Origin of the sequence: Methanofollis aquaemaris (genome assembly GCF_017357525.1) — an archaeon.
In the GTDB taxonomy this organism is placed as follows: Archaea; Halobacteriota; Methanomicrobia; order Methanomicrobiales; family Methanofollaceae; genus Methanofollis; species Methanofollis aquaemaris.
In genome coordinates, this window is sequence record NZ_CP036172.1 from 740,655 (window position 1) to 753,672 (window position 13,018).

A 13,018-nucleotide genomic window follows, 5' to 3' on the forward strand; every position below is an offset into this window, starting at 1 on the left:
TTTCAGGCCTCCTGGATCTTTTCAACCTTCACCGCACATGCCTTGAACTCCGGGATCTTCGCGATCGGGTCGAGGACGTTGTTGGTGAGAACGTTTGCTGCGCACTCGGCAAAGTGGAACGGCATGAAGGTGACACCCTTCATAATGTCCTTCGTGACCTTCGCGGGCACGTTGATAGTACCGCGGCGTGAGGTCGCCTTGACCATCTCGCCATCGACGATACCAAGGGCCTTGGCGTCCTCGGGGTTGAGCTCGATCCAGCCGGTCGGAACCTCGGCGTCGAGGTGCTCGGAGCGGCGGGTCATGGAGCCGGTGTGCCAGTGCCAGATGCACCTGCCAGTGGTGAGGACAAGCGGATACTCCTCGTCCGGAACCTCTGCAGGCGGCTTCCACTCGATGGGGTGCATGACACCCATGCCATCAGGGTGGGAGCACTTGCCGATGTGGAGGATCGGGGTGCCGGGGTGTTCCTCGGTGGGGCATGGCCAGTGAAGGGCCTCGGGCTTCTCGAGCCGCTCGTAGGTCATCCCTCCATAGGACGGGGTGAGTGAGCGCATCTCGTTGAAGACTTCCTCTGACGTCTGCCAGGGGAACTGGTCGGCATAACCCATCTTCGCAGCGAGTTCGGCGATGATCTGCCAGTCGAGTTTGGCCTGGCCGGGTGCCTCCTGAGCCTTGTGCCACATCTGGACACGGCGCTCGGTGGAGGTCTGCGTGCCGTCCTTCTCTGCATAGCAGGTGGCCGGGAGCACGACGTCGGCGAGAGCAGCGGTCTCGGTCATGAAGATATCCTGCACGACCATGAAGTCGAGGCTCTTAAGAGCGTGCTCGACGTGGGTGATGTCAGGGTCAGAGAGCATCGGGTTCTCGCCCATGATGTACATCGCCTTGAGCTCGCCAGGGTTGTCGGTGAGGACGTCCATCATGACGGTGACTTCGTAGCCGTTCTTCGACTCGCAGATGCCGTCGGGGAAGCCCCATCCGTCGGCGAACTTCTTGTGGACGGCCGGGTCGATGACCTTCTGGTAGGCGGTGAAGACGACCGGCAGCGCACCCATGTCGCAGGCGCCCTGCACGTTGTTCTGACCACGGAGTGCGTTCACACCGCCTCCGCGCTTCCCGATGTTGCCGGTGAGCATCTGGAGGTTTGCGGTGGACTTCACATTGTCGACACCGACGGTGTGCTGGGTGATACCCATTGAGTAGAGAAGGGCAGACGACTCGGCGGTCCCGATCCACTCTGCAGCGGTCTTGAGCTGCTCTGCCGGGATGCCGGAGATCTTCTCGACATTCTCGGGCAGGTAGTCGTCCTTCAGAACGACAGCTTTCAGCTCTTCATAGCCCTTTGCACGGTTCTGTACCCATTCCTTGTCTTCCCAGCCATTGCGGATGATCTCACCCATGATACAGTTCAGGATGGCGACATCGGAGCCAGAGCGGAACTGCATGTACAGGTCAGCCTGCTTGCCGGTGGCGGTGAGACGCGGGTCGGCGTAGATGATCTTCGCGCCGTTCATCTTGGCCTGGGCGATCTTGCGGCCGATGAGCGGGTGCTGCTCAAAGGTGTTGGACCCGATGATAAAGACACACCTGGACTCGGCAATGTCGAGAATCGAGTTGGTCATCGCGCCGGAGCCGAAGGAGGCGGCAAGCCCTGCGACGGTCGAAGCGTGGCAGAGACGGGCGCAGTGGTCGATGTGACGGGTCTTGAGAGCGCCGCGGGCGAACTTCATCAGAGCGTAGTTGTCCTCGTTGGAGGTACGGGCCGATGAGAGGCAGGCAATTTCGTCGGGCTTGTAGGACTTGAGCTTCTGGGCGATGAGGTCATAGGCCTCGTCCCAGGTCGCCTCGACAAACTCGCCGTCCTTCTTGATGAGCGGCGTGGTGAGGCGGTCCTCACGGTTCACAAATTCCCATGCATAGGTGCCCTTGGGGCAGACCTTACCCTCGTTGACCGGAGAGCGGTGGTACGGCTGGACGCCGCAAACCTTTCCGTCCTTGACAACGAGGTTGAAGGAACACCCTGTACCGCAGTACGGGCAGGTCGTTCGAACATACTTTACGTCCATGGAAAAACCTCGGATACAGAAAAATCTCAGAGACGCCATATAAGGTTACCCCTTCTCGCGGCGGAGTTTGGTGAATAATAGTGGACGGGCGCCTCCATACCCTCCGATTCCGGCAACACTTATCATTAACTGGCAATGCTTTTGGTTTACCTACCCCTGCTGATAGATTAAAAAAGTGGGGGAGCGCAGTTGTAGTACATGCAGGTGCCTGTGCCACCCATGCTCGCCGACCTTGTTGCGACCTCTTTTTCAGCCCTTGATGGTGCGGAGTTCTCAGACCTCACCCGCTGCCCGGAGTGCGGCGGGGTGGTGCGGGGGCACGACATGAAAAAACGGCGGTTTGCGGTGATCAAAACAGCCCGGGGGCGCTCCGAGATCACAATCTGGGTACGGCGGTATTACTGTACCCACTGCGGGGCACTCTGTTCGGCCCCGGCTCCATTCTATCCTGACACCAGGGTGGGGGCACCGATCGTCGACCTCTGCCGGGTGCTTGCCGGGGAGTACTCCTTCAACCAGGCGTCGAAAATCCTTGCTGCAATGGGCATCGTCCTCGACCGCGGCTCGGTCCGCAACTATGCCGCCCTCGACATCGGCACGGTCCCGTCCATCGAGCTCTGGGGCCTGTGCCTGCCCGGCTCTCTCCTCTCAATCATCTCCCTGACCATCGGCCGGAGTCAGTCGACTCCCGTCCCAGGGGCAGAAGTCCTCGCGGCCTGCGGTCTCCCAGCCACAGACCGGACACCGCTTCATCCTCACCGGCCCCCGCCCGAAATAGGGGAGGAGCGGGATGAAAAGGAAGAGAAAGAAGAACGGGAGCCCCAGGAGATAGCAGACCACCGTGATCAGGAGTGAACCTGCCAGGAGGAGCAGGCTCAGCGTATACCGTCGCGTCCCGCCACCTCCAGGACGGCGTACGCAGGCAGGGCGTCGGCCAGACCCCTGAGTTCGCGGTTCAGGTCAACGCCGGAGAGCATCCCTGCAAAGAGCGACGATCCGATCCCTCCGCAGATGACTGCATTGCACCCACTTGTTCCCATACAGGTGCTGACCGCTCTGACGATCATCCCGGCCTGAGCCGTCCAGCACTGGGTGGCGATCCCCTGAACCGCCTCTTCGCCGATCTCCTTGAGGTCGGCGCAGACGACCCTGGCGAGTCGGCGCATCGCCGCCTCCACCGTGACCGGGCCGCCATCAGGGGTGGCGGCGGTGTAGTCTTCAGGAGCGATCTGACCGAGGACCAGGTGGGCGTCGCCGCTGCACGCAAAGTACTCGGTCGAGACCGGGGTGAAGATTCCCCCCACCTCGACGGCCCTTACCAGGGTGGCTACGTTTGTCCTGAGCATGCCGGTGTAGACCAGGTAGCCCTGCTGGAGGCGGAGGAGGTCGGTGAGGCCACGGAGGTCATCGAAGCGGTTGAGCGGGACGATGTCCGCCGTGGTGCTCCCGACATCCAGGAGGACAGTCTCTGGGTAGCGTCCCCGGAGATAATCCGCAGAAGCCAGCCAGTTGGCGGCGGCAAGCTCCGATACCGGACCATCGTGGAAGGCCCCGTCGGTCCCGTAGAAGAGGGCGTCAGGGAAGGACTCCTGCACGGCCTCTACGATAAACCGGATCCCTTCATTTTTGGAGGAGAAACTGTCGGCAAGCTCGCCGCTCATCACGACGGCGGCGTTCTCCCCGTCCTTCGCATAGGGAGCGAGCAGGTCGGCGAGCGGGGCCTCGGTCCAGAGGGGGCAGTAATGGATGTGGGCACCGGTCCGGTCCACCACCTTCAGGTTCGCCCCGCCGACATCGATGCCGATCATAGGAGCATCACCCGGCCTTCGCGGTCGAACTCAACTCTTCCTTTGAGATGCACGCCGTCGGCCGGCACCTTCCCGCAGGAGGCGTCGACGAGGAGGTCGGCGATCTCTTCTTCCATGCAGGCGGCGATCCCGACCATGCTCGTCGTCATCCTGGGGTTCACCTCCAGCACATAGGGGCGGTCGCCGACGACCAGGTCGACGCCCACATATCCCTGGCACCCGAGCACCATCGCCGCCTGCACCGCGGTCCTGACGATCTCATCCTTCATCGGGTGGTCGACCGGGGTCTCGCCGCCATGATAAGCAAAGTACCCGTCCTCGCCGAGGGTGATCTTCTGCCGGTTGAGAGAGAGGACGAGCGGCCCTGCCCCCGAGAAGTAGAGACAGGCCTCGCCGACGATCCGGCTCCCGATAAGGCTGACCGAGAGGGGTTCGCCCTCGATATATTCCTGCCCGATCTCGTCGGGGCCTGGCGCCGCCTCAGTGAGTCTGGTGTTGTAGGTGTCGCACCCACGGATTGGCTTGACCACCTTGAGCCCATCGGTCTTCTCCGCGGGTACCGGGATGCCGTGCGCGGCAAGCACCTGGAGAGACCGCTTCTTGTTGGCACAGAGAGCGACATTCATCGATCCACACCCGATGTTATGCGTGCAGTCCTCAAGTTTCTTGGTGAGAGGGGCGAGGAGGCGGTCGGGGGCGATGACCAGCCCGACATCGCAGTCAGGGGCCATATCCTCGATCTCGGCCATCAGGTCGCCGCCGCGGGGACAGACCACCTCGTAGCCGCAGCGTGCAAAACTCTCGGAGAGGATCTTCAGCATGGCCCGCCCTTCCACCGCAAGGTCGGGGTCATGGAAGACGGTATATTCAGCAAGAAATGCCCTCATTCCCTACTGCGTTGGCATCGACCGGTGATGTAGATATTGATCGCAAACGACTATCAGGGAGGCGGGCATACCCATTCAACCAACGATGGACCGAAAGATTCTTCTCACCAATGACGACGGCGTGTACTCCAACGGGATCTGGGCGGCGTACGAGGCGCTCTCAGAGATCGCTGATGTAACCGTCGTTGCACCTGCCACCCAGCAGAGTGCGGTCGGACGCTCGATCTCGATCTTCGAGCCGATCCGTGCGACGAAGATCTCAGTCAACGGGGTGCCGGCCTATGCTGTCGGCGGCAAACCGACCGACGCGGTGATCATCGGGCTCTTCGCCCTGGATCTCAAACCTGACCTCGTGGTGAGCGGGGTCAACATCGGCGAGAACCTCAGTTACGAATCGATCATGACCTCGGGCACGGTGGGAGCGGCGCTGGAGGCGGCGAACCACGGGACACCCTCGGTCGCCTTCTCCCTCCAGGTCTGGGACCAGGGCGACAAGTTCGACGACCCGCGCCATGTCGGGAGCAATTTTGAGGAGACGAAGACGGTGGTGCGGGACGTCTGCGAACGGATCTTTGCACGCGGGTTCCCGGCAAAGACTGATGTCGTCAATGTGAACATCCCCTCGGAGGTGCGCGGCGATTACGAGGTCACCCACCTGGCGCGCAAGCTCTTCCACACCGGCGTGGAGCGGCGCCTCGACCCGCGCGGGAGGCCATATTTCTGGATCAACGGTCCACTGGTCGAGGACGCAGAGGAAGGGACCGACGTCCATGCGATCAGAAAAGGAAATATCTCGGTCACGCCGATCACCCTCGACTGCACGGCGGCCGGGGCCGACGCCGGCATGCATGATCTCCTGAGATAGGAAGGCGTCGGCACCTCTTATCTGTCCGGCCCTCCATACTTTTTTTCAATGAGCAAACAGGACAACCTCGATATAAAGCGGGTCGCTGGCGTCGCAGCCGCAGAAGAGGTACAGGACGGTATGGTGGTCGGCCTCGGCACCGGGTCGACGGCACATTATGCAATCCTCAGGATCGGCGAACGGATCAGAGCGGAGGGGCTCTCGGTCGTCGGGATCCCGACCTCGTACCAGTCGGCGATGCGGGCGCGCGCGGCCGGGATCAGGGTGGCCGACCTCGCCGACTACCCTGAGATCGACCTGACCATCGACGGCGCCGACCAGGTGGACGCGGCCTTCAACCTCATCAAGGGCGGCGGTGCGGCGCACACCCGCGAGAAATGTGTGGCGATGGCATCAAAGCGCATCATAACCGTCGTGGACCCTTCAAAACTCTCGGAGCACTTGAATGTCCCGGTGCCGGTCGAAGTCGTCCCTTATGCGGCCACGCTCGTTGAAAAACAGATCGAGGCCCTCGGGGGCAGGTCGGTGCTGCGAGAAGGCGTGAAGAAAGACGGCCCGGTTATCACCGACAACGGAAACTTCGTCTTCGACTGCGACTTCGGGACGATCGCCGATCCTGCAGGGCTTGAAGCGCGCCTGAACGCCCTCACAGGCGTCCTGACGTGCGGGATCTTTACGGAATTTGCAGAAAAAATATGTGTTCTCGTTGGTGAGAGCAAGGGGTGCAGAACTCTTACGAGATAAGGCCCCTGGCCTTCTCGATTAGAGCCAGCTGGTTATCAACCTCTTTTCTTTTATTTTTCTCAATGACGTCGATGATCTCGTTTATCGGCTTGGAAAGCGTGTAGATCTTGACCGGACGCCCTTTGCTCTCGGCTTTGCTCTCACGAGTGTTGATCCACTTCTTCTCCTTGAGGTAGCGCATCGCAATCGAGACCTCAGGCTGTCTGAGGTCGGTACCGCGCTCGATCTCCCGGGAAGTTGCCTCATCGGTGTTGGCAAGGTAGACGAGTACCTTTGATACATTGCGCTTGATCCCGATATCGATGAGGAGTGTGGCGAACTCTTCTTCTTTCTGAGTAAAGTACAGGACTTCTTCTGCTTTCATAATGTTCACCCAGTTGACCAATATTAGGTTTCGTATTGGAAATATAAGAATATTGGCGAGGGTTATATATCGCGCATGATAATCTCAGGTACAATATCATCTTGCAAAAGAAGTGCGTCGCGTGCCTGGATCCCCATGACAACCCGCCGATATAAGGTTCCCAATGGCTGAAGGGGGTCTCCTCACCAAATATATTGACGCAATAATTAAAAAAGGTATAGCTTAGAGGAGACCGAGATTTGAGAGATCTGTAATGATCTTTCTGACAGCGAGGCGCGCGTCCTCGGGCTTCTTGCCGCCGGTGATGATCAACTTCCCCGAACCGAAGAGGAGGACGACTACCTTGGGCTCTTCAAGGCGGTAGACAAGGCCGGGAAATTGTTCGGGTTCGTACTCGATCCGGTCGAGGTTGAAACCGATCGCGATCTTGTTCAGGTTGATCGGTTTGCCGAGGTCAGCGGAGGTGACAATATTCTGGATCGTATAGGTGAGATGTTCGTCGATCTCGATATCCAGGTCACGAAGTTTGCCTCCCAGGATCTCAAGTCCCTGGCTGAGACTTTCAACGCTTTTTGCCCCGGTCAAAACGACTTTCCCTGAGCCGAAGACGAGAGCGGCGATCTTCGGATCCTTCATCCGGATGACAACACCGGGAAACCGTTTCTTGTCGTAGTCAGCCCCGGGGATGCGCGATGATATCGTCGGGAGGTCAAGGGAATCGGTTACTTTGGCAGAGGCAACGATATTTTCTATCTTCAGGGATTCCTCTGGGGTACCGTGCATGTTATAAATGACGTAAAAAAGGTATATAAAGAGTTGGTCGATTATTCCTCCAGGGTCGAGAGGTCTCCCAGATCCATCCCGAGCTCCTGCGCCCTGAGCACCCGGCGCATGATCTTGCCGCTCCGGGTCTTGGGGAGGGTATCGACAAACTCGATCTCGGTCGGCATGGCGATCGGCCCCACAGTCATCCTGACATGGTAGCGCAGGTCCGAAACAAGACGGTCGCTTCGGGCCTGGCCGTCTCGGAGGATGACAAAGGCCTTGATCTGATTGCCCTTCACCGGGTCGGGGATCCCGATCACCGCCGCTTCGGCCACCGCCTGATGAGAGACAAGGGCTGACTCCACCTCTGCCGTGCCGATGTTATGGCCGGCGACGATGATCAGATCGTCGGCCCGGCCGATGACCATGATGTTGCCGTCATGCCCCTTCACTGCGAGATCGGTGGCTGTATAGACGTTGTCGATGGTGGTCCAGTACTTTCGGTAACGCTCGTCGTTGTGGTAGACGCCCCGCAACATCGAGGGCCAGGGCTGCTGGATCACCAGGTAACCGCCGTTTCCGGGCTCGACCGATTTGCCGTCCTGATCGACGACGTCGGCGACGACGCCCGGGATGGGCCGGCCGGCAAATCCAGGCCGCATCGGTTCGCCGACCATCGTGGTGATCATGTGCATCCCGGTCTCGGTCTGCCACCAGGTATCGATGATCGGGCACCGTCCGCCGCCGACGTGGTGGTAGAACCACTCGAAGGCCTCGGGGTTGAGAGGCTCGCCGACCGAAGCGAGGATCCGCAACGAACTGAGGTCGTATTTCGCAGGCCACTCCTCACCCACCCGCATGAACATCCTGATCGCTGTCGGGGCGGTATAGAAGACAGAGATGCCGTAGTCACGGATCAGTTTCCACCATATCCCGGCGTCAGGGTAATCGGGGGTCGACTCGGTGAAGAAGACCGTCGCCCCGTTGAGAAGGGGACCGTAGACCACATAGGAGTGGCCGGTGATCCAGCCGGGATCGGCGGTGCACCAGTAGACGTCGTCCTCTTTGAGGTCAAGGACGTACTTGGTCGTGTACTGGGTGCCGACGGCGTAGCCGCCGCAGGCATGGACGATCCCCTTTGGCGCACCGGTCGTCCCGCTGGTGTACAGGAGAAAGAGCGGGTCTTCCGCGTCCATCACCTCGGGCTCACAGGTATGTGGTTCGTTCTCCATCAGTTCCTCGAAGTCGACCTCCATCTCAGAGTGGAGTTCGACCCTGGGATCGTCCCGGCGCAGCACGATGATCGTCTCGATACTCGGTGCGTTGACTACCGCTTCCTCTACAATCGGCTTGAGCTGGATCGCCTTGCCGCGACGCATGGAACTGTCCGCGGTGATTACGATCCTGGAGCCCGAGTCCCGGATCCGCTGGTTGAGGGCGTTGACACCAAACCCACCGAAGACGACCGAGTGAACCGCACCGATCCGGGCGCAGGCCAGCATGGCGATGACCTGCTCGGGGATGACCGGCATGTAGATGCAGACTCGGTCACCTTTTTTCACACCGATCCGCTTGAGGCCGTTGGCCAGTCGACAGACCTGCCGGAGAAGTTGGCTGTAGGTGTAGGCCTTCTCCTCGCCTTTCTCTCCACGCCAGAAGAGGGCAACTTTGTTTGCCCGGCCGTTCTTCACATGCCTGTCCAGGCAGTTGTAGGTAATGTTGATTTTCCCATTCAGGTACCACCGGGCATACGGAAAGTCCCACTGCATCACCTCATCGAATGGTTCGAACCACTCGAGTTCTGCTGCACGTGCCTTCCAGAACGCCTCAGGATTGGTGACGAATTTCTGGTACGCCGTCTGATAGTCTCCGATCCACGACCGCTCCCGGTAGGAGGGATCGGGTCGGTAGTACTTCGGGGCCTCGAGAGGCACAGCAAAATCTTGCTCCGTCATGGGGCACCTCGGATTGCCATCAAAAATACCGGCGGTATTTTGATGGACCAATCTACACGATCAATAGTGAATGTTCATTAAATATTTTGTGGTAAGCCACATACTCGCTTAATTTTAGAATTTAAGCCCATACTTCGACAATCTGCGATACCACGATAAATCAACATGATCGTACGTTATGAATCGCGCAGCTGGGTAATTTCACCGATTTTTGATAAATTACCGTAAAATTGTTCATTTTACGATCTGATCAGACCACACCCGGATTCAGATCATGCCTCGATCTTCGGCGATTGCCGATGGGCGCTTCAACAAATTCAAAAAGAACTTAAAGGCAGGAGTATGACACTATGGTGTCAATCCAATAAATATTTCATATCAGTGCATGTACCGAATGTTGTCGCATTTGAGAGCGCTGTTCCCTGATCCTGGCCGTCAAGATGCCTCAGATGGCTGCTCCGGGTCAGTTAGTTCCCAGTATCTGAGAGGAAATTCCATGGCAAAGAGAATGCTGAGTGAGGCAGAGGGTTATGACCTGCTCCGGGAGTATGGTGTCCCGACCCCTGGCTTTGAGATCGTCACGAGCGCCGATGCTGCTGCGAAGGCAGCGTCGGCCATCGGTTTCCCGGTCGTCATGAAGATCATATCCCCCCAGATCGTCCACAAGAGCGATGCTGGCGGTGTGGTTGTGGGGATCTCGGGGGCTGCCGAGGCAAAGAAAGCATTTACGCAGATCGTCGAGTCTGCGAAAGAGTATGATGCTGAAGCTGAGATCAAGGGTGTCATCATCGAAGAGATGGCAAAACCGGGTCTGGAACTCATCCTCGGTGGAAAAACCGATCCGGCCTTCGGAAAGGTGATCACCTTCGGAATGGGCGGAACCCTTGTCGAGTTGATGAAGGATGTCACCCTCAGAATCCTCCCGGTCTCCGAGGAGGAGATCAGGACGATGGTCAGGGAGATCAACGCCTACCCCCTCATCTCCGGTTACCGCGGGATGAAGCCGAAGGACGAGGAGACCCTGGTCGAGATCATCGCCGGAGTGGCAAAGTTCTTCGATGAGAACCCCCAGGTAACCGAGTTCGACATCAACCCGATGCGGTTGTATGAGTCGGGCGCCTGCGCAGTGGATGCAAGGGTCATCGTGGACGATGATTACCAACCCGCCGAGCGCAAAGAGCGGACCTTTGTCCCGCCCGAGTACTTTACCCCGCGCTCGGTCGCGGTCATCGGAGCCTCATCGGACCCGCAAAAGATGGGCTATGCCGTCCTTCACAACCTCCTCCACTTCCCGGGCCAGATCTACCCGGTCAACAACAAGCGGACCGAGGTGCAGGGGCTGAAGGCCTACCCAACGGTGACGGCGGTCCCCAACCCGGTCGACCTTGCGGTGATCACCGTCCCGGCAGTCCATGTCCCGCGAGTGATGCAGGAGTGCGGCGAGAAGAAGATCCCGTTGGTCGTGGTCATCACCGCCGGGTTCAAGGAGGCCGGCGAGGAGGGCAAAGTCCTCGAAGAGCGGATGCTCGACATCGCCAGGCACTATAATATCAGGATCGTCGGCCCCAACTGTCTGGGCCTGATCATCCCCCCCAGGGGCCTGGACACCACCTATGTCCACGAGTCACCCGAGCCCGGCAGCATCGCCTTTATCTCACAAAGCGGTGCGATCATCAACACAGTCGTCGATTGGAGCCTCAAGCAGGAGATCGGGTTCTCGGCGGTCTTCTCGGTGGGCAACCAGGCCGACCTCGACTTCCTGGACTATCTGCGGTTTGTAGAGCAGGATAAGAGCACCAGGGCGATCATCCTGTACATCGAGCAGCTCACCAACGGCAAAGAGTTCATGGAGGTCGTCTCAGAGGTGGCGAAGAAGAAGCCGGTCGTTGCGATCAAGTCAGGCTCCTCACAGAAGGGGCAGAAGGCAGCCTCATCCCACACCGGTTCGCTCTCAGGCTCGTACGAGGTCTACATGGAGGCGTTCAGAGAGGCGGGTGTCATCCCGGTGCGGGCGCTTCGCGGTGCCTTCGAGGTGGCCGAACTCTGTGCTTCGCCTGGCGGGTACCCGAGAGGCAGGCGTGCGATCGTGATCACCAACGCCGGCGGGTTCGCCGTTCTCTCCTCTGACTATGCGGAGATGTACGGCCTCGATCTCATCGATCTTCCACCAGAGATCCTGGAAGAACTCAACGAGTTCCTTCCCGACTACTGGAGTCACGCAAACCCCCTCGACCTCCTCGGCGACGCCTCGGAGAAGCGGTTCCAGCAGGTCTTCGATGTGCTTGCCCGTCACTCCGACCTCTGGGACATGGCCTTTGTGGTCGGGTTCCCGAACCTGGTCCTGGACTCCGAGCATCTGGCCGACCAGATTATCAGATTCAGCGGGAAGACCGAGAACCTGGTCGTCGCTTCCCTCCTGGGCGGCGAGTGCATGGATGCGGGCAAGAAGGTGCTCAAGGGGCACCAGATCCCCGACTTCGACGACCTCGAACAGACATTCAAGGTGGTCGGCCGCGTCGTCTGGCAGCGGTGCAGGGCAAAGTCCATCGGACTGCCCTGAATTCTTTTTTTCCCGGCCCTGTAGAAAACCTCACTTTTTCTAGGTTTGAGTATGATTCAACCGCCTTCCCCCATGCTCACGCCGGGAGCTCTGCCCCCGGCATGGTGGTGTGGGAAGGCACGTCGATCTGATGGCCGCCCCCCGGACCCCCCACGAACCGAAGATAGACAGGGGCGGCGATGGAGTGAGGTCTCCACCAGTTCTTCTGTCTTGAAAAGAGAGCGATCAAGCGGCGAGAAATTTTCATCCCGTATGCTTGAACCCCACTTTCAGGCCCGATTCTACAGAGCCTTTTACCCTGTATTCTGACCGTTTCGGCACCCCCTGGAGAGAATGATGCCGCAGTCCCCGGAAGGGTTCACCCCCCCCACCGCACCAAACTATTATCTCCCTCCACTGCTATTTCCCTCCAGAGGGGACCAGAGATGGAAACCAGCAGATTGTATGTCGGGAATCTGACCTATTCGGTAACCGAAGAGCAATTGGAGGAACTCTTCTCCAACTATGGCGATGTCAAGAGCGTCAAGATCATCGGGGACAAAGGGTTTGGGTTTGTCGAGATGAACACCGCCGAAGAGGCGGAGAAAGCACAGGGAGCTCTGAACGAGACCGAATTTGTCGGACGCACGCTGCGGGTGGAGGAGGCCCAGCCGCCCCGCCCGCGAAGAGAATATCGGAGATATTGATCTCTCCATTTCATTCTCTTTTCATGTGCACCGTGCGGCAGGGTGCAGACAGTTTTTCAGCAAATATCACAAGGACCAGATTCGTAAAAATCCTTCTCCAGATTTTGTAGAATGAGGCATGAACCGGGAGCACGCCTCAGACATACCGCAGGAACATTGTTCTGAGCAGTGCTTCTGAGTGTGGAGGGATCCCTTTCCTCGCGACAGGGCAACAGAGAGTATCCCATTCACTTGCCGCCCCTGCTATCCTCTGTCCATGGGGGTTCCGAGTGTTAAGGGCACCATGATCCCTCCCCTCGCGACATGGCAGCGGGA

Annotated in this window: 11 protein-coding genes; 5 read left to right on the forward strand and 6 right to left on the reverse strand. The window is 59.0% G+C overall.

All coding sequences use genetic code 11. The features are described 5' to 3' along the window. Positions 1-2: 2 nt before the first annotated feature. Entirely contained in the window at positions 3-2,069 is a 2,067-nt protein-coding gene (gene fdhF / locus RJ40_RS03495) for a formate dehydrogenase subunit alpha (RefSeq protein WP_265581971.1), read from the reverse strand. Positions 2,070-2,267: 198 nt separating this feature from the next. Between fdhF and RJ40_RS03500 the strand changes: the two genes are divergently transcribed. Beyond that, positions 2,268-2,924 (forward strand): hypothetical protein, encoded by a 657-nt coding sequence (locus tag RJ40_RS03500; protein WP_265581972.1) that lies wholly within the window; start codon positions 2,268-2,270, stop codon positions 2,922-2,924. Positions 2,925-2,944: 20 nt separating this feature from the next. Here RJ40_RS03500 and RJ40_RS03505 read toward each other — a convergent pair whose 3' ends face one another. Both RJ40_RS03505 and RJ40_RS03510 read right to left on the reverse strand, forming a co-directional pair. Beyond that, on the reverse strand, positions 2,945-3,877 hold the full coding sequence (locus tag RJ40_RS03505; RefSeq protein WP_265581973.1) for a hydantoinase/oxoprolinase family protein: 933 nt from the start codon (positions 3,875-3,877) through the stop codon (positions 2,945-2,947). Continuing rightward, positions 3,874-4,764: an ATP-grasp domain-containing protein gene (locus RJ40_RS03510; RefSeq protein WP_265581974.1), complete on the reverse strand. Its 891-nt coding sequence runs from the start codon at positions 4,762-4,764 to the stop codon at positions 3,874-3,876. Before RJ40_RS03510 ends, RJ40_RS03505 begins: the two co-directional genes overlap by 4 nt. 85 nt (positions 4,765-4,849) lie before the next feature. Between RJ40_RS03510 and surE the strand changes: the two genes are divergently transcribed. Together surE and rpiA are read left to right on the forward strand one after the other, a co-directional pair. After that, the gene (surE, locus tag RJ40_RS03515) at positions 4,850-5,629 is read left to right on the forward strand and encodes a 5'/3'-nucleotidase SurE (protein WP_265581975.1); all 780 of its coding nucleotides are present in this window, start codon (positions 4,850-4,852) and stop codon (positions 5,627-5,629) included. A gap of 48 nt (positions 5,630-5,677) precedes the next feature. Beyond that, positions 5,678-6,373 (forward strand): ribose-5-phosphate isomerase RpiA, encoded by a 696-nt coding sequence (gene rpiA, locus RJ40_RS03520; RefSeq protein ID WP_265581976.1) that lies wholly within the window; start codon positions 5,678-5,680, stop codon positions 6,371-6,373. Here the strand turns inward: rpiA and RJ40_RS03525 are convergent. From RJ40_RS03525 to acs, 3 genes are all read right to left on the reverse strand, one after another. Continuing rightward, positions 6,363-6,737, reverse strand: a complete 375-nt coding sequence (locus tag RJ40_RS03525) for an ArsR family transcriptional regulator (protein ID WP_265581977.1) — start codon at positions 6,735-6,737, stop codon at positions 6,363-6,365. The genes rpiA and RJ40_RS03525 overlap by 11 nt on opposite strands. 222 nt (positions 6,738-6,959) lie before the next feature. Beyond that, entirely contained in the window at positions 6,960-7,520 is a 561-nt protein-coding gene (locus RJ40_RS03530) for a TATA-box-binding protein (protein WP_265581978.1), read from the reverse strand. Between the two features lie 41 nt (positions 7,521-7,561). Beyond that, on the reverse strand, positions 7,562-9,457 hold the full coding sequence (gene acs, locus RJ40_RS03535; protein WP_265581979.1) for an acetate--CoA ligase: 1,896 nt from the start codon (positions 9,455-9,457) through the stop codon (positions 7,562-7,564). Positions 9,458-9,953: 496 nt separating this feature from the next. Between acs and RJ40_RS03540 the strand changes: the two genes are divergently transcribed. After that, the gene (locus RJ40_RS03540) at positions 9,954-12,017 is read left to right on the forward strand and encodes an acetate--CoA ligase family protein (RefSeq protein WP_265581980.1); all 2,064 of its coding nucleotides are present in this window, start codon (positions 9,954-9,956) and stop codon (positions 12,015-12,017) included. Between the two features lie 425 nt (positions 12,018-12,442). Further along, positions 12,443-12,703, forward strand: coding sequence for an RNA recognition motif domain-containing protein (locus RJ40_RS03545; RefSeq protein ID WP_265581981.1), 261 nt, complete (start codon positions 12,443-12,445; stop codon positions 12,701-12,703). Positions 12,704-13,018 lie beyond the last annotated feature (315 nt).

Bases quoted from the DNA above. Each gene is read 5' to 3' on its own strand.
- RJ40_RS03545 (WP_265581981.1), top strand. From the start codon at position 12,443: ATGGAAACCAGCAGATTGTATGTCGGGAATCTGACCTATTCGGTAACC.
- RJ40_RS03510 (WP_265581974.1), bottom strand. From the start codon at position 4,764: ATGAGGGCATTTCTTGCTGAATATACCGTCTTCCATGACCCCGACCTT.
- RJ40_RS03505 (WP_265581973.1), bottom strand. From the start codon at position 3,877: ATGATCGGCATCGATGTCGGCGGGGCGAACCTGAAGGTGGTGGACCGG.
- rpiA (WP_265581976.1), top strand. From the start codon at position 5,678: ATGAGCAAACAGGACAACCTCGATATAAAGCGGGTCGCTGGCGTCGCA.
- RJ40_RS03540 (WP_265581980.1), top strand. From the start codon at position 9,954: ATGGCAAAGAGAATGCTGAGTGAGGCAGAGGGTTATGACCTGCTCCGG.
- RJ40_RS03530 (WP_265581978.1), bottom strand. From the start codon at position 7,520: ATGCACGGTACCCCAGAGGAATCCCTGAAGATAGAAAATATCGTTGCC.
- acs (WP_265581979.1), bottom strand. From the start codon at position 9,457: ATGACGGAGCAAGATTTTGCTGTGCCTCTCGAGGCCCCGAAGTACTAC.
- RJ40_RS03500 (WP_265581972.1), top strand. From the start codon at position 2,268: ATGCAGGTGCCTGTGCCACCCATGCTCGCCGACCTTGTTGCGACCTCT.
- RJ40_RS03525 (WP_265581977.1), bottom strand. From the start codon at position 6,737: ATGAAAGCAGAAGAAGTCCTGTACTTTACTCAGAAAGAAGAAGAGTTC.
- fdhF (WP_265581971.1), bottom strand. From the start codon at position 2,069: ATGGACGTAAAGTATGTTCGAACGACCTGCCCGTACTGCGGTACAGGG.
- surE (WP_265581975.1), top strand. From the start codon at position 4,850: ATGGACCGAAAGATTCTTCTCACCAATGACGACGGCGTGTACTCCAAC.